At 44.0% G+C, this 25,380-nt stretch carries 26 protein-coding genes; 9 read left to right on the top strand and 17 right to left on the bottom strand.

Annotation, left to right across the window (positions count from 1 at the left end; all coding sequences use genetic code 11):
* Positions 1–495: 495 nt before the first annotated feature.
* Positions 496–2,043, top strand: a complete 1,548-nt coding sequence (locus F0364_RS25930) for a Do family serine endopeptidase (RefSeq protein ID WP_153800729.1) — start codon at positions 496–498, stop codon at positions 2,041–2,043.
* Between the two features lie 1,323 nt (positions 2,044–3,366).
* Here F0364_RS25930 and F0364_RS25925 read toward each other — a convergent pair.
* Together F0364_RS25925 and ytxJ are read right to left on the bottom strand one after the other, a co-directional pair.
* The gene (locus F0364_RS25925; RefSeq protein WP_153800728.1) at positions 3,367–3,576 is read right to left on the bottom strand and encodes a hypothetical protein; all 210 of its coding nucleotides are present in this window, start codon (positions 3,574–3,576) and stop codon (positions 3,367–3,369) included.
* Between the two features lie 116 nt (positions 3,577–3,692).
* Complete coding sequence (gene ytxJ, locus F0364_RS25920) at positions 3,693–4,037, bottom strand: bacillithiol system redox-active protein YtxJ (RefSeq protein ID WP_153800727.1); 345 nt, start codon at positions 4,035–4,037, stop codon at positions 3,693–3,695.
* A gap of 250 nt (positions 4,038–4,287) precedes the next feature.
* Here ytxJ and F0364_RS25915 point away from each other — a divergent pair, with 250 nt between their 5' ends.
* From F0364_RS25915 to F0364_RS25900, 4 genes are all read left to right on the top strand, one after another.
* Positions 4,288–5,652, top strand: a complete 1,365-nt coding sequence (locus F0364_RS25915) for a UDP-N-acetylmuramate--L-alanine ligase (RefSeq protein WP_153800726.1) — start codon at positions 4,288–4,290, stop codon at positions 5,650–5,652.
* A 104-nt stretch (positions 5,653–5,756) separates the two neighbouring features.
* Positions 5,757–8,369: a zinc-dependent metalloprotease gene (locus F0364_RS25910; protein WP_235921293.1), complete on the top strand. Its 2,613-nt coding sequence runs from the start codon at positions 5,757–5,759 to the stop codon at positions 8,367–8,369.
* A gap of 808 nt (positions 8,370–9,177) precedes the next feature.
* Positions 9,178–10,134, top strand: a complete 957-nt coding sequence (locus tag F0364_RS25905; RefSeq protein WP_207632888.1) for a BON domain-containing protein — start codon at positions 9,178–9,180, stop codon at positions 10,132–10,134.
* A gap of 225 nt (positions 10,135–10,359) precedes the next feature.
* The gene (locus F0364_RS25900) at positions 10,360–10,563 is read left to right on the top strand and encodes a cold-shock protein (protein WP_153800725.1); all 204 of its coding nucleotides are present in this window, start codon (positions 10,360–10,362) and stop codon (positions 10,561–10,563) included.
* Between the two features lie 56 nt (positions 10,564–10,619).
* On the opposite strand, the gene F0364_RS25895 is transcribed toward F0364_RS25900, so the two are convergent.
* Positions 10,620–10,868: a short-chain dehydrogenase gene (locus F0364_RS25895; RefSeq protein WP_153800724.1), complete on the bottom strand. Its 249-nt coding sequence runs from the start codon at positions 10,866–10,868 to the stop codon at positions 10,620–10,622.
* Between the two features lie 139 nt (positions 10,869–11,007).
* Between F0364_RS25895 and F0364_RS25890 the strand changes: the two genes are divergently transcribed.
* From F0364_RS25890 to F0364_RS25875, 4 genes are all read left to right on the top strand, one after another.
* Complete coding sequence (locus tag F0364_RS25890) at positions 11,008–11,481, top strand: c-type cytochrome (protein ID WP_153800723.1); 474 nt, start codon at positions 11,008–11,010, stop codon at positions 11,479–11,481.
* 66 nt (positions 11,482–11,547) lie between these two features.
* Positions 11,548–11,757 carry a hypothetical protein gene (locus F0364_RS25885; RefSeq protein ID WP_153800722.1) on the top strand — a complete coding sequence of 70 codons (210 nt, stop codon included), beginning with the start codon at positions 11,548–11,550 and terminating at the stop codon, positions 11,755–11,757.
* A gap of 46 nt (positions 11,758–11,803) precedes the next feature.
* Complete coding sequence (locus tag F0364_RS25880) at positions 11,804–12,922, top strand: hypothetical protein (protein ID WP_153800721.1); 1,119 nt, start codon at positions 11,804–11,806, stop codon at positions 12,920–12,922.
* A 33-nt stretch (positions 12,923–12,955) separates the two neighbouring features.
* Positions 12,956–13,315, top strand: a complete 360-nt coding sequence (locus tag F0364_RS25875; protein ID WP_153800720.1) for a Spx/MgsR family RNA polymerase-binding regulatory protein — start codon at positions 12,956–12,958, stop codon at positions 13,313–13,315.
* Positions 13,316–13,513: 198 nt separating this feature from the next.
* On the opposite strand, the gene F0364_RS25870 is transcribed toward F0364_RS25875, so the two are convergent.
* The 14 genes from F0364_RS25870 to F0364_RS25805 form a co-directional block, all read right to left on the bottom strand.
* The gene (locus tag F0364_RS25870; protein WP_153800719.1) at positions 13,514–14,581 is read right to left on the bottom strand and encodes a TlpA disulfide reductase family protein; all 1,068 of its coding nucleotides are present in this window, start codon (positions 14,579–14,581) and stop codon (positions 13,514–13,516) included.
* Positions 14,582–14,583: 2 nt separating this feature from the next.
* The gene (gene hisIE, locus F0364_RS25865; RefSeq protein WP_153800718.1) at positions 14,584–15,180 is read right to left on the bottom strand and encodes a bifunctional phosphoribosyl-AMP cyclohydrolase/phosphoribosyl-ATP diphosphatase HisIE; all 597 of its coding nucleotides are present in this window, start codon (positions 15,178–15,180) and stop codon (positions 14,584–14,586) included.
* A 336-nt stretch (positions 15,181–15,516) separates the two neighbouring features.
* A complete protein-coding gene (hisF, locus tag F0364_RS25860; protein WP_153800717.1) occupies positions 15,517–16,308 on the bottom strand; it encodes an imidazole glycerol phosphate synthase subunit HisF in 792 nt (263 codons plus the stop codon).
* 56 nt (positions 16,309–16,364) lie between these two features.
* Positions 16,365–17,084: a 1-(5-phosphoribosyl)-5-[(5-phosphoribosylamino)methylideneamino]imidazole-4-carboxamide isomerase gene (gene hisA / locus F0364_RS25855; RefSeq protein ID WP_153800716.1), complete on the bottom strand. Its 720-nt coding sequence runs from the start codon at positions 17,082–17,084 to the stop codon at positions 16,365–16,367.
* A gap of 102 nt (positions 17,085–17,186) precedes the next feature.
* On the bottom strand, positions 17,187–17,876 hold the full coding sequence (hisH, locus tag F0364_RS25850; protein WP_153800715.1) for an imidazole glycerol phosphate synthase subunit HisH: 690 nt from the start codon (positions 17,874–17,876) through the stop codon (positions 17,187–17,189).
* Positions 17,877–17,962: 86 nt separating this feature from the next.
* Complete coding sequence (locus tag F0364_RS25845; protein ID WP_153800714.1) at positions 17,963–18,529, bottom strand: REP-associated tyrosine transposase; 567 nt, start codon at positions 18,527–18,529, stop codon at positions 17,963–17,965.
* A gap of 193 nt (positions 18,530–18,722) precedes the next feature.
* Positions 18,723–19,520: a tryptophan synthase subunit alpha gene (gene trpA, locus F0364_RS25840; protein ID WP_153800713.1), complete on the bottom strand. Its 798-nt coding sequence runs from the start codon at positions 19,518–19,520 to the stop codon at positions 18,723–18,725.
* A 217-nt stretch (positions 19,521–19,737) separates the two neighbouring features.
* Complete coding sequence (gene trpB / locus F0364_RS25835) at positions 19,738–20,979, bottom strand: tryptophan synthase subunit beta (protein WP_153800712.1); 1,242 nt, start codon at positions 20,977–20,979, stop codon at positions 19,738–19,740.
* A gap of 70 nt (positions 20,980–21,049) precedes the next feature.
* Positions 21,050–21,550: a GNAT family N-acetyltransferase gene (locus F0364_RS25830; protein ID WP_153800711.1), complete on the bottom strand. Its 501-nt coding sequence runs from the start codon at positions 21,548–21,550 to the stop codon at positions 21,050–21,052.
* A gap of 21 nt (positions 21,551–21,571) precedes the next feature.
* Positions 21,572–22,261, bottom strand: a complete 690-nt coding sequence (locus F0364_RS25825) for a phosphoribosylanthranilate isomerase (RefSeq protein WP_235921291.1) — start codon at positions 22,259–22,261, stop codon at positions 21,572–21,574.
* A gap of 32 nt (positions 22,262–22,293) precedes the next feature.
* Complete coding sequence (gene trpC / locus F0364_RS25820) at positions 22,294–23,094, bottom strand: indole-3-glycerol phosphate synthase TrpC (protein WP_153800710.1); 801 nt, start codon at positions 23,092–23,094, stop codon at positions 22,294–22,296.
* Positions 23,095–23,136: 42 nt separating this feature from the next.
* Positions 23,137–24,192 carry an anthranilate phosphoribosyltransferase gene (trpD, locus tag F0364_RS25815; protein ID WP_235921290.1) on the bottom strand — a complete coding sequence of 352 codons (1,056 nt, stop codon included), beginning with the start codon at positions 24,190–24,192 and terminating at the stop codon, positions 23,137–23,139.
* Between the two features lie 63 nt (positions 24,193–24,255).
* Complete coding sequence (locus F0364_RS25810; protein ID WP_153800709.1) at positions 24,256–24,888, bottom strand: anthranilate synthase component II; 633 nt, start codon at positions 24,886–24,888, stop codon at positions 24,256–24,258.
* Positions 24,889–24,938: 50 nt separating this feature from the next.
* Entirely contained in the window at positions 24,939–25,361 is a 423-nt protein-coding gene (locus F0364_RS25805) for an endonuclease domain-containing protein (RefSeq protein WP_207632887.1), read from the bottom strand.
* Between the last annotated feature and the right edge of the window lie 19 nt (positions 25,362–25,380).

The raw sequence follows: 25,380 nt of genomic DNA, 5'->3' as shown, positions 1-25,380 counted from the left end.
CTTAGATAAAGCTTATAAATAACAGTGAAGAGTGGCTTTTTTTACGCAATCGTTTTCGGTTTGCCTTTTGCGCTATTGCCAATGCACCAAAGCATCTGATGTTTTTAAAACTGCAAGAGAAAGAAACTGTAATGTGGAAAGGTAGTTGAAAAAAGAACCAGGATAAGAATATCCCGGACATTGCTAACCTATGAAAAACATCAGTGCAAAATTGCTTCATCAGCCACCTGAACCCAATTAACATTCGCCTAAAACACATTAAACTTTGCTTTAAATCAACTTGTCAGTCGCATCAAAAAATTGATGACTGAATTACATCTGCTGCGTACCTTTAACGCAAGATTGGCAGAACTACGACATCCTTCGTCAAACTTATGTTAAAAGGAAATGGCCCTGGACGGGAAGACTAAACGGCTTCGTTTATTTGTTGTCCTTAAGGCATATTATTTGAGAAGAACAAGTAATAACTGAACAATTCAAAAAATTTTAAAGACAATGAAACTCAAAAGTATTTTTCTTGTAGTTGCAGTAAGCGTTGCTACTTCCGTTTTGAGTGTGTGGGGGTACAGCGAGTGGGTGCAGAAGCAACAGTATTCAGGAACCCAGGAACCCGGCAAACTTCCGGTAAACTATGCTGGTTTTTTTGATAAGAACAATCCCGCAGGACCGGTTGATTTTACCGCCGCTTCAACTTCAGCTACTCCCGCTGTAGTACACATAAAAACAAGAACTAAGGCCAAACAGGTAAGCAACAACCTGCCCAGGCAAAGAAACCCATTTTCAGATTTTTTTGGTGACGACGATCCCTTCTCCGATTTTTTTGGAGGCCCGCAATCCCAACGTGTAATTCCTGAGCAGCGTGCCAGTGGCAGCGGCGTATTCATCAGTAATGATGGCTACATTGTTACCAACAACCACGTAGTTGAAGGTGCTGATGAAATTAACGTTACACTTGCCAACCGCAAAACATACAAAGCCACTGTGGTTGGTTCAGACAACAATACAGATATAGCTGTAATTAAAGTGGAAGGCGCCAGCAATCTTCCTTACCTGGTATATGGCAACAGTGATGATGTGCGCCTTGGCCAATGGGTGCTTGCTGTAGGCTACCCGCTTAACCTGGATGTAACGGTTACTGCAGGCATCGTAAGTGCCAAAGCCCGTTCTATCGGCATCAACAAAGGCGACCGCCCTATTGAATCCTTTATACAAACAGATGCCGCGGTTAACCCCGGTAACAGCGGCGGCGCATTAATAAACACCAATGGAGAGTTGATAGGCATTAACTCAGCCATAGCCTCCCCTACTGGTTCTTATGCAGGTTACTCTTACGCCATACCTGTAAACCTGGTAAAGAAAATAGTAAACGACCTTATTAAGTTTGGCGCTGTACAAAGGGCTTACATCGGTATTTCCTATCCCAACGAACAGTTGCCCGATGAAAAGAAAAGAGAGTTGGGCATTAAAGAAGGTGATGGCGTATACGTTTCCGATGTGGCTTCAGACGGCTCCGCCAAACTGGCCGGCATTCAAAAAGGTGATTTTATTACCAAGATAAATGGCGTAACCATCAGCAGCGGCCCTGAATTGCAGGAGCAGGTGGCTCGCTACAAACCAGGTGACAAAATCAGCGTTACGTATGTTAGAAACGGCAAAGAAAACACTGCCAACATTACCCTTAAAAACAAGTCTGGCACTTATGCTGAAGTAAAAGCGGAATCAAGCCTGGACAAACTTGGCGCAGAACTGGCAACAGTAGATGCCGCTACCGCCAAAAAGAATGATATTGCTGGCGGTGTGGTAGTTAAAAAAATCGGCAACGGTGTATTAAAGAACACCCGCATGCAGGAAGGTTTTATTATTACCAGCGTTAACGGGCAGGAAGTAAAAACAGTGGATGAATTAAAGAGTATTCTGGCCAGTGCCCGTGGCAATGTGCGTGTGGAAGGTATTTATCCCGGTTACGAAGGAACCTATGGTTATCCTTTAAACCTGTCCGATGCCCCCCAGGGACAAGGCAGAAACGATGACGGAAGTAATTAATAACCCAATTACAGTATAAAAAAGGCCGGTTTTATTAACCGGCTTTTTTATTTAAACTAACCCTGCTTTAAAAGTTATTGAAACAAAGAATTTTATGGGCCCGGCAGCAGGAACAAATATGAGGCTTTGCTTGCGTCGCACTCTTGTACGTTCTGTTCGCTATGCAGCTTTTCCCACCCTATAGCTTTTGTTTCTGCCGCCTGCGGCGCCAGAAATTTTGCAGGGCATCTTGTCAATTGCCGATTTCCGGAATTTACATTTCTGGACAATCAACAGACCTGTAACCTGCAACTGGCAACCTTGCATCCTCCAAAACCGATGGCAAAGCTCCGTAGAAGCGATATGTTAGTAGCAAACATACAGTCACGACCTGTTTGTAAAGCCTCGTAGAGGCGGCATGTTAAACAGCCTCCTGCAACAGAACCTGTTAATCACACAACATGCTGTTTCCATCACCCTGCTTAACATATCGCACCTATGGCGCTCTTTGCAAACCGTATGTTTCCTTGTCTATTAACATAGCGCCTCTACGAGGCTTTGTGTTCAATGTCTTTTGTTTAAAGTTTAATGTTTGCGGCCCTGCCCGCAGTGAGGACCTGCACATTATCGCCCCTAAGAAAACCTCAACTACTTACACAATCAACAGACCGGCAACCAGCTACCTGCTACCGATAACGGGCTTTCGGATACCCCCACAATCGTGGCAAAGCTCCGTAGGAGCGATATATTAGTAGCAAACATACAGTCACGACCTGTTTGTAAAGCCTCGTAGAGGCGGCATGTTAAGCGGCCTCCTGCAACAGAACCTGTTAATTACCCAACATGCTGTTTCCATCACCCTGCTTAACATATCGCACCTACGGCGCTCTTTGCAAACCGTATGTTTCCTTGTCTACTAACATAGCGCCTCTACGAGGCTCTGTGTTCAATGTCTTTTGTTTAAAGTTTAATGTTTGCCGCAGTGGAGAACTTGCACATCATCCCCCCTAAAAAGCCTCAACCACTTACACAATCAACAGACCTGTAACCAGTAACCGGCAACCGTTCAATTTTCGTTTGTTTAAAAGTTTAATATTAGCAGCGGGTAGGTGTTTCTGCGCTTCCGCAGCTAAACAACTCATCAGCCTTTTACACTTCAACAGACTGGTAACCAGCAACCGGCAACTGTCTTTTGGGTGAGGGATTGAAGCGGTTACCCCGGTGAAGGTCTTGTGCGGTTGGTCTGTGCCGGAGTATGAGCGGAAAGCCCGACCCCTTGCGCAGCTTGGGGGCACCCCCTGATTAATTTAATTGATTATGGCAAAGAATGTTTTTTAAAAGATACTATTCTTTGGCTGCGCTATTTATGCGCTTAAACAGTCCAAAGAACACAGCGCCCATTACGGCAAAATAAATAGTACTGCGGTATGGGTTGGAAGTAATGGCGCAGGTACCGGTAACACAGCCTACCAGCTTCCAGTACAGCCAGCCTGCTACAGCGCCAGTAAGGGCGCCAATAAGATAAAGCCGGTTTAAAGCAAGCCATTTTTTCATACCCTCAAAGGTAATGATGCTATGGTTTAAACTACCAGCATTGTAAACGACTCAATAATTATCAGCGAAAAGAAGCCATACCGGTAAGCAACCGGTAAAATAATGGGCAGCAGTAATCAGTTAAGGTTAACCTTATTTACCTGCTCTTCAAGGTCGTCTGTAGAAATGCCGAAATGGCTTTCGTCGTAAATGCATTCCCCTTTTACAATCAGCAGCACCTGGGGAGATTCGTGGTACACATCAAACTCTTCCGCTACTTTATTGGATACTTCGCGATAAGTGATTAAATCAAGGAAATGAAAATCCACGCCGGCTATTTCGCCGCCTCTTTCCAGCCTGTTTTTAACCATGTTGCTGGTACCGCACCTGGTGCTGTGCTTAAATATTACCTGGGGGGTTTGGAAGGATTTTTCTTTGATATGATGGATCTGCTCAGTGGAGTTTAACTTTTTCCAGTTCATGCCTGCAAAGATATTGCATTAGCGCCTGAAAAAGTTTTTGTCGTTGGTTGGACAATGGCCGCCCCTTTTTGCTGTAATGCAAGATGACATGCTTGCAACAATAATGATTATAAAGAGCAGCGCTGCAAATTTTCTTGACATAAAAGTTCAGGATTAAGTTTTAAAAATTACTTTGCGCTTTTTGTGTAAACGCAAAGATACTCGTAACCCGTTATTATCAAATTAATATCGGCGGAAAAAATTATTAAAAATGCCTAAAGTTCATTTTACTTCTGTTGGTGGCAGCGTTATGCACCAACTGGCTATTGCTTTAAAAAAGAAAGGCTACGATGTTTCAGGTACCGATGATGAGATTTTTGAACCGGCCAAATCTAACCTTGAAAAAGAGGGCTTGCTGCCGGCCACGATAGGCTGGGACGCCAGCCAAATAATCCCTCAACTGGATGCCGTAATACTGGGCATGCATGCAAAAGCCGATAACCCTGAAATTTTAAAAGCAAAAGAACTGGGTTTAAAAATTTACTCTTTCCCCGAATATATTTACCAGGAAAGCACGGGAAAAACCCGCATTGTGGTTGGTGGCAGCCATGGCAAAACCACTACAACCAGCATGATTATGCATGTGCTGCGCAACACCGGCAAACAATTTGATTACCTGGTAGGCGCCAGGCTGGAAGGCTTTGAACAAAGCGTAAACATTACCGATGCCCCGGTAATAGTTTGCGAAGGCGACGAATACCCGGCCAGCGTTATTGAAAAACGTCCCAAGTTTCATTTTCTTTTTCCGCATGTAGCTATTATTACCGGCATAGCGTGGGACCACATTAACGTGTTCCCCACTTTTGACAATTACCTGGAACAATTCCGCATCTTTATAGATAAGATTGTGCCGGGTGGATTATTGATTTACAACGAAACCGATGCTGTACTGAAACAACTGGTTGAAACACATAACAGGGAAGATATACGATACCAGCCATACGGTGTGCCAGTGCACCAGATAACAAACGGCACAACCACGGTAGAAATCGGAGCCGCAAAAAGTACATTGAAAGTTTTTGGTAATCACAATTTGCTTAACCTGCATGCGGCGTGGTATGCCTGCAAAGATCTGGGGTTGCGCCCACAGGATTTTCTAAGTGCCATAAGCAGTTTTACAGGGGCAGCCAAAAGGCTTGAACTGCTGGCAAACAGCCCGGGAGTAAATGTGTACCGGGATTTTGCCCACGCACCCAGCAAACTTACCGCCACCATTGAAGCGGTGAAACAGCAGTACCCCAACCGCAAACTAGTAGCTGTTTTTGAGCTGCATACGTTTAGCAGCCTTAATGAAGCCTTTATGAAAGAATATAAAGGATCCATGGACAAGGCCGATGTAGCAGCCGTATTTTTCAGCAGGCACGCACTGGAACTGAAGCGTATGCCCGATTTACCCAAAGAAAAAGTAGCAGACGGATTTGCCAAACCAGGGCTGGCGGTAATAACAGACAAAAACGAATTGAATGCCTGGCTGCAGCACCAGGATTATACCAACAGCAACCTTTTGCTAATGAGCAGTGGCAATTATGATGGCCTGGATGTAAATGCCCTGGCCGCAAAAATTACCAGCATTTAAAGCTCCAAAATGGCCACATCACACCCTAACGCACCATTCATAAAAAAGGAAAATCAGTTTGTCAATTATTCCCTTATCTTACGTTTTTTAAAAATATTCACTGCATGAAAATGAAATTTACTGCGCTAACCCTGGCGGTACTGTTGCCCGGGCTTGCCGTACTTGCTCAAAAGAAAGAAAAAGACGTTGTGGCTTTGCCTAAAGCGGTTGTTGATTCTGCGTCCAAAGCGGCTTCTGCCAAAAAAACAACCACTATTGCGGACAAGACCAAAGGAAACACCAAAATGGAGGGTCTTTTTACGCTTTACCAGGATACCGCTAACGGCAGTATACAGATGTATGTGAAAAAAGACCAGCTTGACAAAGAATTCATCTATCAGAGCTTTTCCATCAGCGGCCCTACTTCCCTGTTCCTTAACCAAAGCATGCACAGGGCAACAGTTGTTTTTGAAGTAAAAAAGACCTTTGACAAACTGGAATTTCATGAAGTAAATACCAACTTTTTCTACGACAAAGAGAACCCCATCAGCAAAACCGCGGATGCTGATAAACCAGAAGCAGTATTTTATTCAGATAAAATCGGTGCAGAAGACTCCCTGGGTTATCTCGTGAGTGCAGACGGCTTATTCATCAGTGAAAAATTAGACCCGGTGAAACCCCAGTTTCCACCGGGCCCGTTCAGCTCTTTTATCTTTAACCTGGGCGGTTTAAATCCATCCAAATCAAAATACTATACCGTACGTTCCTTCCCCAACAATACAGATGTTGTAGTAGATATGGCCTATGATAACCCTATGACGATGGCGTCGGGCGGGCCGGATATCACAGACCCCCGTTATGTACGGGTAAGGATGCAGCACAGCCTTATTGAAATGCCTAAAAACGACTTCAGGGCAAGAAGGGACGACCCCCGGGTGGGTTATTTTATGCAGGAACGCAACAACCAAACCAGCATAAGCCCTACGCCTTATAAAGACATGATCAACCGCTGGAGCCTGGTAAAGAAAGACCCTTCCGCCGCGCTTAGCGAACCGGTTGAACCCATTGTTTTCTGGGTAGAAAACACCACCCCCTACGAATACCGCCAAACCATTATAGATGCAGGCTTAAAATGGAACGAAGCGTTTGAAAAAGCGGGCTTTAAAAACGCAGTGCAAATGAAAATAATGCCTGACACCGCCACCTGGGATCCTGCTGATATACGCTATAACGTTATTCGCTGGGTATCCTCGGCTCAGCCGCAATATGGAGCAATCGGGCCCAGTTTTGTTAACCCGAGAACCGGCCAGATATTAGGCGCGGACATTACGGTTGAATGGTATTCAGGCAGTGCCACGCCTATACAGGATGAGTTGTATAACGACAATAAAACGGCAGCGTTATTACAATCAAAGGAGCCTTTTACCGCTTATGCAAAAATGCAGGAAGAAAAATATGGTCACGATGCTTATGGCTGTGTGCTGGCCAGCGAAATAAAAGCCCAGTTTACCGCAGGTTTAACGGTAATGGATGCAGATGGCGCCTCCCAAAAAGAAATAGGCCAGATGCACAAAGAGTTTCTCACCTATCTCATACTGCACGAAATGGGGCATACGCTTGGCCTTAACCATAACATGAAAGCCACTCAAATGCTTTCGCCTGCTGAGGTAAACAATAAGGAACTTACACAAAAGGTAGGCCTCATGGGTTCTGTAATGGACTACCCCGCAGTAAACGTGTCTTTAGACAGGAGCAAACAGGGCGAATACTATACCACTAAAGCCGGCCCTTATGATTTGTGGGCAATAGAATATGGCTACAAACCTTTTAGTGAAGCTGAAGAGGAAAAAGGCATAACCACCATCCTGGCCCGCAGCACAGAGCCTCAACTGGCATTTGGTAATGATGGGGATGACATGCGTTCCCCCGGTAAAGCCATTGACCCCCGGGTGAATATTTACGACATGAGCAGCGATGCCCTTGCCTATGCTGAAGACCGTTTTAAACTCATTAACCAGTTAATGGGCAAGATTGTTAAAAAATACAGCAAACCCGGCCAGTCTTATGCTGAATTAAGGGCCCGTTATGGTACATTAAATTCCCAGCGCTTACAAATGGCCAGTGTGGTAAGCCGTTACGTTGGCGGCGTATTTATTGACAGGAGCTATCCCGAGCAAAAATCTGCCACCAAACCCTACACGCCTGTAAGCCTGGCACAACAGAAAAAAGCCATTGAATTACTGGGTAAATATATTTACGCCCCCAATGCGCTGGAAGCAGATGCGCAGGTGCTGCCTTACCTGCAGTTACAGCGCCGCGGCTTTAACCAGCCTTACACCGGCGAAGATTACAAAGAAACCAATATGGCTTTAAACCTGCAGGTGGCGCCCCTGGCACACATTCTGCACCCCATAACCATGCAGCGTATTACCAACACCAGGCTTTATGGCAACCAGTACAGCCTGGTGGACGTAATGACAGACCTGCAGAAAGCCATTTTTGACGCCGACCTTAACGGCAACGTCAACGTATACCGCCAGTACATACAAACCATCTTTGTAAGAGGGGTTGCTTCTTACCTGGATAGCCCGGTAGATGACGTTTCCAAAGCTGCAGCCAGGTATTCGCTCAAAAAGCTGAAAACCAAACTGGCCACCGCCGTTTCACCCAGCGAAGAAACAAAAGCCCACAGGGCCAACATGATCTTCCTGATTGATGAAGCCACAACAGTAAAATAAAACTCACTTTATCTGCATAAAAAGCGGGGCCTGAAAAGCTCCGCTTTTTTTATGGCCGGTTTTATGGGCCCGGCAGAAGAATATGCATGTAGCTGCCGTTGCGTCGCACTCTTGTACTTTTGGATTCGCTATTCAGCTTTTCCCACCGGGTATAATTGGTTCTGCCGTTGCCCCGGAAAGTGGCAAGACCATGCATTCATCACTCAGATTAAAAATTCAAACGCAGCATCTCCCCTATTCCGTTCTTGAACCTTTTGAGGTTGCCCCAGGCTGCGCAAGGGGTCAGAACTACGTTCGCAACCTTCATCAAAGCACATTTAGTTGCCTTTCCTCGGTTGTGCTATTACTGCACCACAAACAATGCTGCGATGGCTTCAGCGGGGTAGCCTTTTCAATCCCTCACCCGGGGTGTAACATGCGGCTTACGCTACAACCAGCTCAGAATAAATTACGGCATCGGTATCAGCACCAACTTATCAAAAAACGTGGAAATATGCCTCGCGATACCAACGAATTACCCACAAAGATTAACACTTCAACATTTGATTATGAAAGCGTTTGATATAGTTTATTTATATAAAGTGAAGATATTTTTTGGGGGTACAAATTGTTTAATCAAATGGCAAAGAAATATACATCCATATTTTAAAAACCAGTCAATAGACCTTTACTATAGTCTCTCACAGCAGCCACACATTAAATAAATAAACATACGAAAATAGGGCCTCTCAATATTTTGGCTTATAGCGGGCACAGTTATGGATGCTGTTATTACCGCTAACATTGTTAACCACAAAAACTAAGTTTTATGGAAAATAACCGCAATCAACGTTTTCCAGAAGATGAAAACAGGGAATACCAGCAACGCAACAGGCAGGGTTACGAAGATAACCGGGACCGGGATAGAGACGAAAGAAGCGAAGATTACCGCCAGCGGAGCAGGGGCTATGAAGGTGGGAATTTCGGCAGCTCAAATGACCGTAATCACTGGAATGAAGACCCCCAGAGAGGCGGCTTCACCGGCAATTATGGCTCGCAGGATTATGGCAGCGACGATTATGGCCGCCGTAACCAGGACATGAACCGCAGACAGGATACGGGCCGCTGGCAAAACAACGAAAATAACCGCCGGAGCGGTAGCCAGCAAGGAAGGGGTTACGGAGACCAGGGCAGCTACGGTAATGAGTATAATTGGGGCAACCAGGATTATAACCGTGGCAATTCCGGTAATTCCGGCAATTACGGGAGAGGCTTTAGGCCAGATGCCAACGATTACGACCGCAACCGCTGGAATGAAAACAACAACCAAGCCTCATGGGCAAACAGCGGCAGTAATGAAGGATGGGGCAACAGGGATACGGGCCGCAACTATGGCCAAATGCAGGACAATAATAGCAGCCAGCACCGCGGTAAAGGACCTAAAGATTACCGGCGCTCTGATGACCGTATAAAGGAGGATGTTTGTGACAGGCTGTGTGATGATGGCAGCATTGACGCATCCGATATTGAAGTACAGGTGAATGGAGCGGAAGTAATTTTAACAGGCAGCGTGGAAGACCGGAATGCAAAGCGCCGTGCGGAAGATGTGGCGGAATCTGTATCGGGGGTTACCAACGTGCAAAACCAGTTGAGGGTTGGGGCACAAAAGAGCCAGCAAGAGAATTCTACCGGTGGTTCTTCGGGCAAAGGAAAATCCCAGGTGAGCACTACATCTACAACCAACGTTGGCAACTCAGTGAAAGCCGATAAATATCAACATAGTTAGGCCGTCTTTACTTGCCTGCTTTACAGCCGTAACGGTAAAACGTTGCGGCTTTTTGCTTGTAATAGCCTCACAACAAAGGGAAAAGATCGTTTTTGACTTGCGTTCCGCATAGATTGGTTAAAACATCATAATGCCCCGGATGTGCAAATGTTATCAAGGGATTATACAAAAGAAATAGCCTTCCATGATATAATCCCCTACCTTTGGCGCTTAATACATTACACAATGAGCACAAAACAACAGGGAACCGTTAAGTTTTTTAATGCCGATAAGGGTTTCGGCTTTATCAAACACAGCGATTCCGGCAAAGAAACCTTTGTACATGCAAGCGGGCTTGTAGATCAGGTTACTGAAGGCGACAAAGTAGAATTTGACGTACAGGAAGGCAGAAAGGGCCCAAATGCAGTTAACGTAAAAAAGACTTCCTGAGTTAGAAGGGATAAGTTTAAAAGAAAAGGGTTGCCGGTGGCAACCCTTTTCTTTTATTACGCTTCGGAAAGTTTAGTTATCTCGGAACCGCTGAAGATTCTCGCCAGGTTGTTATCCGGCTTCTTCATCCAGTTGTTCATATTGTCACCAACCACTATACGCCAAAAATTTTTGGATTTCAGATCCTGGTAATCCGGCGTTTGAATAAATAAACCAGTTAAGGCATTACGGGTTTTAAAGTGGATTTTTACAGGACTTTTAAAAAGATTTTTAGATAAAAACTTTTCAATTTGCTCGTTCGTCATATTATCACAATTTGGCGAAAGGTAAGCTATTTTTTACCAAAAGATTGGCTTTTAACATTCTCTAACTCCTCCCTGCTACAGCGTAGCCGTATTTGTTAAAATTATGTACACCGGCAAAAATTTGTAGTGTACTTAAGGCATGAACAAAGAACTAATCCATATCGTGAAAGCACTGCCATTGATTGTTATTTTCTTCTTATCGGCAAGGGTAGCTAAATATGCATGGCAAACCCCGGGCAACTTATTATCGGAAGACGGTGAGGGCTTTTGCGGTACTACAAATGAGGTTACAAGCCCGTCAGTAACCAGCTTTCCCGAAGGCAGGAATTTATTCATGGCTAACTGCGCATCCTGCCATAGCCTCTCAAAAAATTTAACCGGCCCTGCGCTGGCAGGCGTTACCGGCCGGGTAAACAGAAAGCTGCTACATGAATGGATAAAGAACAGCCCAAAGGTGCTGAAAAGCGGCAATAAGTATTTTAATGAGTTGTTCCTTCAATATGACAAAATTCCGATGAGCAGTTTTCCCAACCTTACTGATGCGGAAATTGATGCCATACTGGATTACATTGATAATAATGTGGCTACTCAAGTAACATCCATGAAAAACTAACAGCACAAAAATTGCTCAGGAATTAGCCGCATACATGTTAATTTACGGCTTCAATTTCTATAATTCATGAAGCAACAAAAATTATCCCCCAAAAAATATATTGAGACAAAAGCCAGATCGCTGCCTATTTATAGATGCTATGCTACACAGGATTGGGAAGCGACTAAAATGGCCAGTGTAGTTGTAATGCGCAGGCATGTTAACGGCAATGTTACAGTTGGCTTTTACCTTGTTGACCTGATGTGCCTGGGCATAAAAGATACTTTCTTTTTTTAATGAAACGGAAGATGAAATAAATGAAAGAATACAGATTGCATCCGGCATGTATACAGAGATTGATTATACCCTTGCCCATAACATTATTTACGCCGGTCATGATTTTGCGGCTGAATTTGAAATTAACCCTCACAAAGAATTTGCAACAACACGTTTTATACTGGAAGAAGATGATGACAAGGTTCCACTGATAGAAATAGAAACCGGGGATGAGGATGGCAACCCATACCTTATGGTTGACAAATCTTACAACTACGGGCCTGCCTTAAGCAAGCTGGAAAAGAATGCAGGGGAAGGTAATTATTCGTTTTATATAAACGACGAGGATGATTTTGACGATGAGAACCAGGAAGATATGGATGATGATGCTTTTTTAGATGATATTGAACCTGATTACATTGACTTTAATAATATAGTCCCCGCATTAGATGAAGAGTTAGAGGTTGAATTGGAAAATGAAAACCGGACGATTGCAGACCTGATATTATTGAGAGCAGAGTTAAATATACGCTACAGGGAAGACCTATTCGCAGATAAGATGGTAGAAATAGCTAAAGAAACCACAGAGTACAACCGTTATGAGGAAGCCATTGAGTTACATACTAATGCATTTAACCAATGCAAAGACATGCTGGGCAGCCTTGTGAATGACTTAAACAGCTTTGATGGAGAGAAAATGCCTGTAAAAAACAGTGAAGATTCAGACTTTTACTTACTTTTTACAAAATATATTACAAACGAATTATGTGCCCACAGCTTTTTGAACTCGGTACCTACCGCACATACTTTGCTTCATCTTGAATTGCTGCAGAAAAATATAGATGAATACCCGCCGCTGGTGCAGCTTACAATCGCGGCCTTTTCTTACGGATATCAAAAAAAGCTGTTGCCAGTTTTTGAAAACCTGCCCCGGTGTAAAGACGTGCAGGAACTTTTTCCCACAAGGGTTGGCCTGCATGCCATGCACCATAAACTATTTTGGTTGCTGAAAGCAATTGAAGCTATTGACAATGAAGACCTGCAGCAGCTACTGCACTACCACTCCCTGCTGAGGATTACGGGAGTTGGCGGCAGACTGAAGCAGTGCTATGCACTACGGATAAACGAGCGGCTTGATGAAGGTACTGAAGGTGAAGACGAAACAGAAGAAGAAAATGAACCGTAACACACATCTCTTACATTTGCGCAAATTTTTTCTATGTACGTGGTTTATGGCATCCCTAATTGCGATACGATAAAGAAAACACTTGACTGGTTAAACGAACACAAGATTAGTTACAGCTTTCACGATTACAAGAAAGAGGGCATAAGCATGGATAAGCTGAAAGCGTGGAGCAAGCAGGTGGGCTGGGAAACCATTTTTAATAAAAAGAGTACTGTTTGGAAGGAGCTTGGCGCTGAAGCACAGGCCAAAGTGGTTAATGAAAAAACGGCCTTGCCTGTTTTAAAAGAAAATACCAGCATCATTAAAAGACCGGTGATTGAACTAAACAGTAAAATTGTGGCGGTAGGCTTTAAAGAAGCCGAGTTTAAAAAGGTTTTCATGGCTGCTGGGTAGCAAGACTTTTTGAGGCTGCACTTTATAGGCAATTTGCAATGCGAACAGGCTACACCACGAACTGCAGATGCCCACTGATATGCAGATGAACGGATTGCGACGCAAGGGACGATGCCATGAAAAACCAATGCCGGTACCCAAAAAAACAAAAGGCGCATGCAGCGCCTTAATTTAATATGGTTTGTTGCTACAGTTAATTTATTTAACCACTTCGCTTAGCTTGGAAATCAACTCTTCGCCACGAAGATTTTTGGCGATGATGGTGCCGTCGGGGTCAACAAGTATGTTGTGAGGAATGGACTGCACATGGTACAATTGCGCCACCGCATTGCTCCAGAACTTAAGATCGCTAACATGGCTCCAGGTAAGGTTATCGGCTTTTATGGCCCTTAGCCAGTTGTTTTTATCCTGGTCTAAAGAAACGCCCAATACAGTAAAATTTTTGTCTTTAAACTGGTTATAAGCAGCTACCACATTAGGGTTTTCCATACGGCAGGGTTTGCACCAGCTTGCCCAAAAATCTACCAGTACATATTTGCCCCTAAACTGCGATAATGAAACAGGCTTACCCTCGGTATCGTTCTGCGTAAACTCAATTGCCTTGGTACCCACAGAACCTATTTTAGCAGCGTCAATAGCCTGCTTAATGTATTTGCCATATACACTTTGCTGAACAGCCGGGCCAAGATTATTGTAGTGCTGCTCTGTCATTGCAATATCGTCTTTAAACTGCAGCAGCAACAGTGGTGTAACAAAAGAGTTTTTGTATTCCTTTACAAAGGCATCGGTTTTAGTTCTGAACTCGCCGTTAAGTGCCATTGCTTCCTCCCTTAGTTCGGGGGTAACGCCTGAGTCAGCAGCCACTTTTTGAAGGCGTGCAAATTTTTCAAAAACAGGGTCGAAAACAGCATGCATCTGTTCGTATTCTTTCTGAGCAACGGAACCGCTTATCTGCGGCTTGCTTGCGTCCTTGGTATCGGTATTTATATCTATGGTACTGTTTTCTACAAAGAACACCACTTTTTTATTGATGCCGCTAAAGTTTAAGCTTGTTAAAGAAGGCTCTGCAACATTGCCCTTTAAAATAAACTTTCCTGCTTTTGCTTTTGCTTTGGCTATGGTGTCTGCCTTTTCAGTTAATGTTACCAGCGACACTACTGCGCCATCGTTAAGCCCTGTCACGGCTCCGTTTATTACAAAATTTTTCTGCTGGGCAATAAGCGAAAGTGGCGCCGCCAAAAACGCGGCAAGAATATGCTTAGTCATAATTATCTGGAATGTCTTTGTTGCAACACGTCAATTACGTCGTGCAATTTAAACCCTTTGGCGTTAAGCAAAAGTAAATAGTGAAACAGCAGGTCGGCAGCTTCTCCCAGGAACAAATCCTTGTTTTCATCTTTGGCTTCAATTACAAGTTCCACCGCTTCTTCTCCCACTTTTTGCGCCACCTTGTTTATTCCCTTACCCAATAACCTTGCCACATAAGATTCATCCGGCGAGGCCTGCTTGCGCAGCCTGATGATATCTTCCAGGTAAAACAAAAAGTCTTCGCTATGGTTTCTTTCGCTCCAGCAGGTATCGGCGCCCGTGTGGCATACAGGGCCGGTGGGGTGGGCCTTAATCAGCAACGTGTCTTTATCACAATCCGCCGCTATGGATTTCAACTCGAGAAAATTGCCGCTCTCCTCCCCTTTCGTCCATAACCTTTTTTTACTGCGGCTGTAAAAGGTAACCTTGCCCGTTTGCTCGGTTTTTTGCAGCGCTTCGGCGTTCATAAAACCCAGCATTAATACTTTGTGGGTATCATAATCCTGCACTATGGCAGGCGCAAGGCCATCGCTGTATTTATTGAAATCAATCTGCATAATCGTGTAAATAAATTTTATGTTCCCGGCTGAGGTTTGTTGTGGCATCGCCGGTTGAGCAATCTTGCGTGACAAAGCAGCAAGATTGGCACACTTGTACGTTCTGAACTTTATTAAGCAACCCGTCTGAACCAGGATTTTAAACTGATTGTTATGATTCAACTGATTGCATGTAAGCTGTGCAAATACTTTGGCTAAAGCCTGTATCCTGATTCATCATTAACCCAAGGCTTAAGCCTTGGGTTAATGATGCTTTTAGTTACACTGGCTTTAGCCGATGCGTTTAATCAGCATCTGCAGAGCATTTATAGTGTAGCAATATGCGTTGCTGGTTCTCTATTCTTCAATCCTCACATTAACCGCTTTGCCTTTCAAATACTGCTTTAGTTCCCCAATGCCCATCTCCTTAAAGTGAAAGATACTGGCCGCCAGCCCGGCATCCGCTTTACCTTCTTCAAAAACATCCACAAAATGCTGCATGGTACCGCCTCCGCCGCTTGCAATAACCGGAACTGGCAATTGCGTTGCCAAAGTTCGGGTAATATCCAATGCGAAACCCTGTTTGGTTCCATCGTGGTTCATAGAGGTAAGCAGTATTTCTCCGGCCCCGAGTTCAACCGCATGCCTGGCCCAATCCACGCAACGTGTTTCTGTTTTGGTACGGCCACCGTTCAGGTACACATACCATTCGCCATCTTCTTCTTTTTTAGTATCAATAGCCAGCACCACGCACTGGCTGCCAAAGCTGCGCTCTAATTCCCGTATTAACCCGGGCCTTTTATACGCTGCGGTATTAACAGATATCTTATCTGCGCCGTTTTGCAGCAGCACGCTTACATCCTCAACAGAAGCAATACCACCGCCCACAGTAAACGGTATATTAATGTGGTGCGAAATTTTGTTTACAAGCTCACTTAATGTTTTGCGCTTTTCAACAGTGGCGGTAATGTCCAAAAACACCAATTCATCAGCGCCCTGCTGTGCATATAAAGCACCCAGTTCAACCGGGTCGCCGGCATCACGCAGGTCAACAAAGTTGGTGCCTTTTACGGTGCGGCCGTCTTTAATATCCAGGCAAGGGATGATTCGTTTGGTTAAACCCCTGGCAGCGTAATTATTTTCAGTCATTGATTATTCTTTAGTAAGCTTTAGGCATTTTGTTGTTCACAGTAGCTGTCACCCCTTCACACTCCAAACTTCTTTAACTCTTCCAAGCCAATCCTGTTTTCATATATCGCCTTACCTACAATAGCGCCGCTGCAACCGGCTTGCTGCAGGTCATCCAGGTCTTTTACAGAGCTTACGCCCCCACTGGCGATAAAGTGCAACCCGGGAAATTTTGCGATGATATTTTTATACAAACCCACGGCCGGCCCTTCCAGTTTTCCATCCTTGCTTACATCGGTACAAAAAACCTGCTGTATGCCATGCTCAATATACTTCTGAATAAAATCATACACCCATACATCCGTTGTTTCCAGCCAGCCGCCAACAGCTATCTTTTCATCTTTTACATCCGCACCTAACAGAAATTTACCGGCGCCGTAAGTAAGCAGCCATTTTACAAATTCGGTTTCATTTTTTACGGCTATGCTGCCGATAGTGGCCAACGCCGCGCCTGAGTTAAATACAATCTTTACGTCATCTTCCTTTTTTATACCACCACCAAAATCTATCACTAAAGATGTTTTACCGGCAATGGCTTCCAGTACTTTCCAGTTTTTTACTGCACCGGCTTTTGCGCCATCCAGGTCAACAAGGTGAAGCCTTTTTAAACCGGCATCCTCAAATTGCTTTGCCACTTCCAACGGATGTTCGTTGTAAACTTTCTTTTGCGCATAATCGCCTTGCGTTAAACGAACGCATTTGCCATCAATTACATCAATCGCAGGTATTATTTCCATCCTTTCTTTTTTTATGGGCCCGGCAGGACTGCTACTATGAAGCTTTGCTTGCGTCGCACTCTTCTGCGTTCTTATCAATATTCAGCATTGTGCAGCAACTCATTAAATCAATTCAACAAAATTTTTAAGGATACGTTCCCCCACTTCTGCACTTTTCTCCGGGTGAAACTGGACACCATAAAAATTATCTCTGTGCAACGCGGAACTGTAAGGCTGCACATAGTCCGTTGTTGCAATGGTATGTTCACCCAAAGCGGCGTAGTAACCGTGTACAAAGTAACAATAGCTTTCTTCCTTAATTCCTTCGAACAAGCTTGTTTTAAGGTTATAGATATTGTTCCAGCCAATCTGTGGAATTTTTAGCACCGGCTCTGCCTCTTCCTCTACATTGTCCCTTAGCATTGACGCTTCCCTCATGGCCAGCATTTCATTCAGCCCATGCAGCAGGTGATGGCGTTTAGCGTGTTCTTCAGGGCGAAAAAGTTTGACTTTTTCATCAAATATGCCGAGACAGTCTGTATTGTTCTCCTCAGAATACCGGCACATCAACTGCATGCCCAGGCAAATGCCCAGTACCGGTTGTTTCAACTGCCATATAAGCTTATCCAGGTTTCTTTCCTGCAGGTAACGCATGGCACTGCTGGCCTCCCCCACACCGGGAAAGATAACTTTATCCGCAGCCATGATGGCTTCGTGGTCATCTGTAACCACGGCTTCCATTCCAATACGCTCCAGCGCATACAATACTGATTGTATGTTACCTGCATTATATTTAATGATTGTAAGAACCATGATTAGAATGATTTAGATGTTTGTATTGATTTTTTGCTCTGCGAAGTCTCTGACTTCGCAGAATTATGCAATGAGTCTCTGACTCATTAAAGTAACTCTACATCAATTATTCCTTTTTTGCCGGCATAGTTGGCAGCACTGAAATATATATAATCTTCCGGGTTTTCCACTATTCCGGCCCTTACAGGATTATCATGAATATAATTCAATTTGACATCCGTAAACTTCTTAGTAATACATTCTTCAGGGTGATTGCTGTTTGTCCATATTTGCATCGCTTCATTTTTAGGATTTTTTCTTCCGTAATAAGCAAACTGGTGCATCATCCACTCTCTTCTGCTTTCTCTCTCACTTTTGATAACAGTAATCATTTCACGATGAGTAAATTTTTTAAAGTCCCGTATAATATCACTTAACGTTTTCCTTTGTTTCTCTTCAGCTCTTGCAATAAGATGCATGTGGTTGCTCATGATAACATAAGCATACAAAACAAGTTGCTGTTGCTTTTGTGTATATTTCAAAGATTCAATTACAATATCCTTATACACTTTCCGGGTAAACAAGTCAATCCAACCGCATACAGTAAAAGTTAGAAAGTGAGTAGCGAATTGGTCTTTAATTGAATAGCCTTCAGTAAAATACGGATTTTGCATGGCTGTTGTTTTAAACCCGTCGGAGACGGGAGCATAAGGCTACAAAGTCTCCAGACTTCGCGGAGCAGGAATGGATTTTAATAGCCTTCGTTAAAATACATCTTTTATAGTGTTACTGGTTAAACCCGTCGGAGACGGGTGGCATAGCTCTGCGAAGTCTGGAGACTTCGCAGAGCAGAAAGCTGCTCTCAAATCATTTTTCCAGCACACTACTTAAAAATGCTTTGGTTGACGCAGCAATGTCTGTGCTGTTTTCAACCGCTTTTATGTAAGCTGTTCCTATAATGGCGCCATTGGCATACCTGCATGCTGACTGAAAAGTGGATTTGTCTTTAATACCAAAGCCAACCATTACCGGATTTTTTAACTGCATGCCCTGCAAACGTTGCAGGTATTTTTCCACTGCCGAAAAATCTTTGTCTGTACCCGTTATGGAAGACGATGATACAGCATACAGGAAACCAGTGCTTAAACTATCCAGCTTCCTGATCCTTTCTTCTGATGTTTCCGGGGTAATGAGAAAAATGAAATTAAGCCCGTAACGCTGCATGACAGGGCCGTACTCTGTTTCAAATTCGTATTCCGGCACATCGGGAATTATTAAGCCATCAATTGGAAGGTCTGCAGCGTGCCGGCAAAATTTTTCAAATCCATACTGCAAAACCGGGTTAAGATAGCCCATCAGGATAACCGGCACATAAATGCCCCCGCCATCACCAAAGGCTGTTGCTTTCCGGAAGCCCTGTAGTTGTTCAAAGAGTTTTTCTATGGTCATACCGTTGGCAATGGCACAGGAACCGCTGGCCTGTATAACGGGGCCATCGGCAAGCGGATCGCTGTAAGGCATACCCAATTCAATAATATCGGCGCCATTATCCTGCAGGGCTTTCATTACCTCCACTGTACTGTTAAGGGCCGGAAAACCTGCCGTACAGTAAACATTTAAAACGTTCTTATCCTTTTGCTGAAACAATTCCTGTATACGGTTCATGTTGGTATTAAAATGTTACGCTGATAGTTGACTAACTGTTACACTAAAGTTTGTTGCCATTTGCAAACCTGCGGCGGATTGCCGGGTAAAGAACAAGGCCCTTCGGTTTACCCAGGGATGGCCACCGCAGCAATTGTTGAATAGAATTGCTGCAGTACAAGTGAGTGACACAACGATGCTTAATAGTAGCAATGCAGCTAAGTTCATAATACTTCGCTTACATATATTTCATGTAAGTGCCCAAATCTTTATCGCCACGTCCGCTCAGACAAACCACCACCACATCGCTTTCTTTGTACTTCATTTCTTTAATGGCAGCGAGGGCATGTGCACTTTCCAGCGCAGGAATGATGCCTTCCAGCTTGCACAGCTCGAAAGCCGCCTGTACGGCCTCTTCGTCTGTAGCGCTTAAGAAAGTGCCACGGCCGCTATCGAACAAATGCGCATGCATGGGCCCAATGCCTGGATAATCAAGCCCTGCCGAAATACTATGCGGCTCTACCACCTGGCCATCCGCCGTTTGCATAACAAGGCTTTTGCTGCCATGCAATACACCCGGCTTGCCCAATTGCGTTGTGGCCGCACTCATGCCGCTGTTAACACCATGGCCCGCCGCTTCAACGGCTACAAGCTGCACACTTAATTCATCAAGAAAATGATAGAACGCACCAGCCGCATTGCTGCCGCCACCAACGCAAGCCATTACATGTGTGGGCAGTTCGCTGCCTGTTTGTTGTTTAAGCTGCCAGCGGGTTTCCTGGCTGATGACACTTTGAAAACGCGCCACCATATCAGGATAAGGATGGGGGCCCACAACGCTGCCGATGACATAATGCGTATCTGCGGGGTTATTAATCCAGTGCCGGATGGCTTCGTTGGTTGCATCTTTTAATGTTTGGCTGCCACTGGCTGCCGGCATTACTTTAGCGCCCAGCATTTTCATGCGGGCTACGTTTGGTGCCTGTCGCTCTATGTCTTTCACACCCATGTACACAATACACTCCACACCTTTTAAAGCGCATACCGTTGCCGTGGCTACCCCATGCTGGCCTGCACCGGTTTCAGCAATGATGTGCTTTTTGCCAAGCCGCTGCGCAAGCAACACCTGGCCGATGGCATTGTTTATTTTATGTGCGCCCGTATGGTTTAGATCTTCCCGCTTTAGATAGAGTTTGGTTTTGTATTGCTCACTCAACCGCTTTGCATAATACAGCGGTGTAGGGCGGCCAACATAGTCACGCAGCAGGTCATTAAACTCCTGCTGGAAAGAAGGCTCCTGCATAATTTCCAGGTAGCGGTTGCGTAATTCTTCCACATTGCGATGCAACATTTCGGGGATGAATGCGCCGCCAAACTTTCCATAATATCCAAAGCTGTTGGGGAAAGTATAACCCGGCTCGCCACCATCGTTTAAAATGGCTGTGGGGGATGATGTTGTATTTATTGTTGTGTTTGACATTGTACTGACCGGGATTTTAAATTGATTTTTCGGATTAGCCTGATTTTTTAATGGATCTCTATTAAGAAAATTATCGCTCATTTATTATCAACTGCATAAATACCAAATCAAGCCATCGGTTAAACTTATAACCTACCTGCTTAAAGTATGCCACTTCTTCAAACCCGAACTGCGCATGCAGCCTAATACTAACTTCGTTAGTGGCGTCTATGCCTGCTATAATGGTGTGCAGTTTCAATTGTTTTGCGGCATCAATCAAGGGCGCCAGTAATAACTTTCCTATTCCTTTGCCACGGCAACCATCCTTTACATAGATGGAATTTTCCACAGAAAACTTATATGCCTCCCAGGCCCTGAATGGCCCAATGGAACTAAACCCTACAATTACATCATTCTCTGTAGCCACAAATACCGGGAAACCTTGCTGCCGCTTCGCTTGAAACCACTGCTGCCGCATGGATAATGTGTGTGGTTCATAATCATACACAGCGGTAGTATTAAGAATGGCATCGTTGTATATTTCCAGGATGGCGGGCAAATCAGCCGCCAAAGCTTCACGTATATTTATCATTACTCATCGGCTTCGTTCATGTTATTGTTTCAGCCCCTCCAAAAACTCCTTTATCACCACCATATCTTTAACACCCGGCACCACTTCAAATTTGCTGTTAATGTCTACGGCGAATAAGTCTTTGGCTACAGGGTCGTAAGTAAGCTCTTTAAGTTTATCCGCATCATCAGGACTAATACCACCACTTAAAAAGAACGGCTTACGGATATTTTTTCCCTTCAGCAATTCCCAGTTAAATTTTTTACCGGTTCCGCCATATCCCGCTCCTTCGGTATCAAACATAAACATATCTACAGCCTCGTAATACTCCCTCACTTTCCACTCTATGTTATCGTTTTCGCTAACGCGAAAGGCTTTGATTACAGATACATAGTTGGCAATCTTTTCGCAAGTTCTTGGGCTCTCGTCCCCATGTAACTGTACCAGATATAAGCCACATTCATCCACCATTTTTAAAACCTGCTCCGGTTCCGGGTTTACAAAAACACCCACTTTATTTATTTTGCCTTTTATTCTTTTTATGTCTGCAACAGACATGCTTTTTAAAGCATACCGTGGGCTTTTAGGATAAAAAATAAAGCCGGCAAATTCAACACCCCAATCGTTAAGCTGCAACACCTGCTCCATTTTTGTCATGCCGCATACTTTAACACGCAGTTTACCTTTAAGGTAAGAGGCAGGCGCTGTGTTATTACTTGTAGGTTCACTCATACCAAATGCTGATGATTAAAAATTGACATGCCTTACACACTAACCTGCAGGGAAGTACGTAAGGTATTTACAAATTCAGCAAAGGCAATCGAAGGCTGTGCCGCTTTCATAAAATTCTCTCCAATCAAAAAACCTTTAAAACCGGCACGCTTCAAAGTTACAATTGTATCTACATTACTAATGCCACTTTCTGCAATGGCAAGTTTATCAGCAGGTATATGTTGTATCAGCTTCAGCGATGTATTGATATCAACCTCAAAGGTTTTTAGGTTGCGGTTATTTACACCCACAAAATCCACCTCATCGCAAATATGCGGCAATTCGTCTTCGTTGTGTATTTCCAGCAATACTTCAAGCTGCAGTTCTTTTGCAATACCGGCAAGCTTTTTAACCTGTTGTGGTGTAAGGCAGGCTGCTATTAATAAAATAACATCTGCTCCCATGGCCCGGGCTTCGTAAAGCTGGTAAGCATCTATCATAAAATCTTTTCGCAGTATGGGTATGTTGTTTGCCCTTGCCGCTATTAAATCGGCTGGTGAACCGCCAAAAAATTTCTCATCGGTTAATACCGATAAGCAGGATGCCCCATACTTTTCGTAAGCGCCAGTTACCTCTGCCACAGTGGCCTTATCATTAATAATACCCTTGGATGGAGACTTACGCTTAAACTCCGCTATAATTCCCGTCCTTTTCTCATCCACCAAAAATTGCTTTAAAGAAAGTGTTGGCCTGCCAAAAGCTGGCCGTTGTTTCAACTCATCAACGGAAACCTTTGCTTTGGCAGCTTCCACTTCTGTTTTTTTGTGAGCCACTATTGTTTCTAATATGTCCATTGTTCTGTTATTGTTTTTATACGGGCATACTTTTTCTGCGGTTCAGGCAGCATTCATCTCCACCAGTTTTTTTAATACGCCATAAGCCCTTCCACTTTCGAGGCTCTCCACAGCAGCATGATAGGCATCATCATAGTTCTTATAGTCAGCCGTACAATGTAATGCCATTGCGGCATTGGCCAGCACTACAGCGTTTTGCGCAAAGGTTCCTTCCCCTTTAATAATTTTCAAAAATATTTTTGAAGCTTCTTCAACTGAGTTGCCGCCCAATATATTTTCGGGAGATACCATGCGTTTACCTAACTGTTCCGGCGTCATAATATATTCACCCTTATTGGTAATTACCTTAGTGTCGTTGGTTAAGGAAATTTCGTCGTATCCGTCAAGTCCATGAATGATGGTAAAAGGCTTGCCGCTTTGCTGCAACAGGTAGGTATAAATGCGGGCCATTTCCAGGTTGTAGACACCTACCAACTGGTATTCCGGAGATGCAGGATTAACCATAGGCCCCAGCATATTAAAAAAGGTTCTTATGCCAAGGTTTTTTCTTATAGGCCCAACAGTTTTTAACGCCGGGTGAAACATGGGTGCATGCATAAAACAAATGCCGGCTTCTTCAATTTCTTTCTTTAGCTGGCTGCTGTCGTTTTTAAACTTGTAACCCAGTTGCTCCATTACATTACTGGCGCCGCTAATGGCAGAAGCTCCGTAATTGCCATGCTTAGCCACCCGCTGCCCTGCGCCAGCCACAATAAAGCAGGCAAGCGTAGATATGTTGAAGGTATTCTTTCCATCGCCGCCGGTACCCACAATGTCCATCGTTTTATGGCCATCCAGGTCAACTTTTACGCAAAGCTCCAGCAAGGCATCCCGAAAGCCCTGCAGTTCTTCTATGGTAATACTTCGCATGAGGAAAACGGTAATAAAAGCGGTAACCTCATGTTCACTATACAGGGCCTTTGAAATATTGGTTAATATCTCCTTAGCCTGCTCACGGCTTAGTGTTTTATGCTCAAATAAGTATTGAAGAATCTTTTTCATACCCCTAACCCCAAAAGGGTGATTTTTTTTATCGTGATTATATTTTACTTCTTTCAAACAATCCGATATTGTTTATTTAAAAACTTTTCAACTCGACAGCACAGGTCCCCTTCAGGGAATTCAGGAGTTCAGCCAGTTTCTCATAATTTTTTCACCATCTGGCGTTAGTACACTTTCCGGGTGAAACTGCACCCCCTGTACATCGTATGTTTTATGCTGCAGTGCCATAATATATCCATTGTCATCTTCAGCAGTAATTTCCAGTTCATCCGGAAAACCTTCACGGCTTACAACCCATGAGTGATAACGCCCCACTTCCAACTCCTGCGGAAGCCCATTAAAAACTTTTTGCGAATGGTTACTGGCCAATGTTTTATTTCCGCTATGTTCTACTAACAATTCTCTATTCTCCGTTAGCGGCGCCACCTGATTAATCTTCGTTGCCACACCATGATATACAGACGACAAATTAACCAGCTTACCCCCAAACGCCTCACCTATAGCCTGGTGCCCCAAACACACACCCAGTATGGATTTGGTTGCTGCATACTCCTTTATCAAGGGTAACAATAAACCAGCTTCTTCAGGTATGCCCGGCCCTGGCGACAGAATAATTTTATCATAGTCCTGTACTTTCTCCAGCGCAATTTGGTCGTTGCGGTAAACATCCACTTTGCTGTGGATTATTTTTTCAACCAGGTGTACCAGGTTGTAGGTAAAAGAGTCGTAATTATCAAATACTAATACTTTCATGATAGTAACCCTCCTAAATCCTCCCTATAGGGAGGACTTTAGCTCTTGTGCTATTTTGAACTTTTACTTAAATTTTCAGCTATTAACCCTATTTCGGCAATAACCGTAACAATTTCCTTTAATACTTTGTCGTTTGTAAATCTTACTACCCTATATCCTTCATTTTTCAGTTCAGTCTCCCGTTTGATATCGTATAGTTTGACGTCATCTTTCTCATGTATATTTCCATCTACCTCAATTACCAGCCTAATCTTGTGACAATAGAAATCCGCTATATAAATTCCTAATGGGTGTTGCCTTCTAAACTTCAATCCTTTTAGGCCCGCCTTTAAGTAACCCCATAAAACCTTTTCTGCATCTGTCATATTTTTCCTCAGGCTTTTTGCCAATTCAAAAATCAGAGGATTTGCTTCGTTGAACATTCCTTCTCTCGAAAAAGCTGATTTACTTTTCTTTAGCGGCTTATTTGTCATATTATACGGATTAAAATAA

It is taken from the genome of Foetidibacter luteolus (genome assembly GCF_009650435.1).
Taxonomy (GTDB): Bacteria; Bacteroidota; Bacteroidia; order Chitinophagales; family Chitinophagaceae; genus Foetidibacter; species Foetidibacter luteolus.
The sequence above is the reverse complement of the archived record's forward strand: the minus strand, read 5'-3'. Positions and strand labels throughout refer to the sequence as shown.

What these genes read in the sequence shown, in the direction of transcription:
- F0364_RS25930 (WP_153800729.1), top strand. Translation starts at nt 496, where the DNA reads ATGAAACTCAAAAGTATTTTTCTTGTAGTTGCAGTAAGCGTTGCTACT.
- F0364_RS25925 (WP_153800728.1), bottom strand. Translation starts at nt 3,576, where the DNA reads ATGAAAAAATGGCTTGCTTTAAACCGGCTTTATCTTATTGGCGCCCTT.
- ytxJ (WP_153800727.1), bottom strand. Translation starts at nt 4,037, where the DNA reads ATGAACTGGAAAAAGTTAAACTCCACTGAGCAGATCCATCATATCAAA.
- F0364_RS25915 (WP_153800726.1), top strand. Translation starts at nt 4,288, where the DNA reads ATGCCTAAAGTTCATTTTACTTCTGTTGGTGGCAGCGTTATGCACCAA.
- F0364_RS25910 (WP_235921293.1), top strand. Translation starts at nt 5,757, where the DNA reads ATGAAAATGAAATTTACTGCGCTAACCCTGGCGGTACTGTTGCCCGGG.
- F0364_RS25905 (WP_207632888.1), top strand. Translation starts at nt 9,178, where the DNA reads ATGGAAAATAACCGCAATCAACGTTTTCCAGAAGATGAAAACAGGGAA.
- F0364_RS25900 (WP_153800725.1), top strand. Translation starts at nt 10,360, where the DNA reads ATGAGCACAAAACAACAGGGAACCGTTAAGTTTTTTAATGCCGATAAG.
- F0364_RS25895 (WP_153800724.1), bottom strand. Translation starts at nt 10,868, where the DNA reads ATGACGAACGAGCAAATTGAAAAGTTTTTATCTAAAAATCTTTTTAAA.
- F0364_RS25890 (WP_153800723.1), top strand. Translation starts at nt 11,008, where the DNA reads ATGAACAAAGAACTAATCCATATCGTGAAAGCACTGCCATTGATTGTT.
- F0364_RS25885 (WP_153800722.1), top strand. Translation starts at nt 11,548, where the DNA reads ATGAAGCAACAAAAATTATCCCCCAAAAAATATATTGAGACAAAAGCC.
- F0364_RS25880 (WP_153800721.1), top strand. Translation starts at nt 11,804, where the DNA reads ATGTATACAGAGATTGATTATACCCTTGCCCATAACATTATTTACGCC.
- F0364_RS25875 (WP_153800720.1), top strand. Translation starts at nt 12,956, where the DNA reads ATGTACGTGGTTTATGGCATCCCTAATTGCGATACGATAAAGAAAACA.
- F0364_RS25870 (WP_153800719.1), bottom strand. Translation starts at nt 14,581, where the DNA reads ATGACTAAGCATATTCTTGCCGCGTTTTTGGCGGCGCCACTTTCGCTT.
- hisIE (WP_153800718.1), bottom strand. Translation starts at nt 15,180, where the DNA reads ATGCAGATTGATTTCAATAAATACAGCGATGGCCTTGCGCCTGCCATA.
- hisF (WP_153800717.1), bottom strand. Translation starts at nt 16,308, where the DNA reads ATGACTGAAAATAATTACGCTGCCAGGGGTTTAACCAAACGAATCATC.
- hisA (WP_153800716.1), bottom strand. Translation starts at nt 17,084, where the DNA reads ATGGAAATAATACCTGCGATTGATGTAATTGATGGCAAATGCGTTCGT.
- hisH (WP_153800715.1), bottom strand. Translation starts at nt 17,876, where the DNA reads ATGGTTCTTACAATCATTAAATATAATGCAGGTAACATACAATCAGTA.
- F0364_RS25845 (WP_153800714.1), bottom strand. Translation starts at nt 18,529, where the DNA reads ATGCAAAATCCGTATTTTACTGAAGGCTATTCAATTAAAGACCAATTC.
- trpA (WP_153800713.1), bottom strand. Translation starts at nt 19,520, where the DNA reads ATGAACCGTATACAGGAATTGTTTCAGCAAAAGGATAAGAACGTTTTA.
- trpB (WP_153800712.1), bottom strand. Translation starts at nt 20,979, where the DNA reads ATGTCAAACACAACAATAAATACAACATCATCCCCCACAGCCATTTTA.
- F0364_RS25830 (WP_153800711.1), bottom strand. Translation starts at nt 21,550, where the DNA reads ATGATAAATATACGTGAAGCTTTGGCGGCTGATTTGCCCGCCATCCTG.
- F0364_RS25825 (WP_235921291.1), bottom strand. Translation starts at nt 22,261, where the DNA reads ATGAGTGAACCTACAAGTAATAACACAGCGCCTGCCTCTTACCTTAAA.
- trpC (WP_153800710.1), bottom strand. Translation starts at nt 23,094, where the DNA reads ATGGACATATTAGAAACAATAGTGGCTCACAAAAAAACAGAAGTGGAA.
- F0364_RS25810 (WP_153800709.1), bottom strand. Translation starts at nt 24,888, where the DNA reads ATGAAAGTATTAGTATTTGATAATTACGACTCTTTTACCTACAACCTG.
- F0364_RS25805 (WP_207632887.1), bottom strand. Translation starts at nt 25,361, where the DNA reads ATGACAAATAAGCCGCTAAAGAAAAGTAAATCAGCTTTTTCGAGAGAA.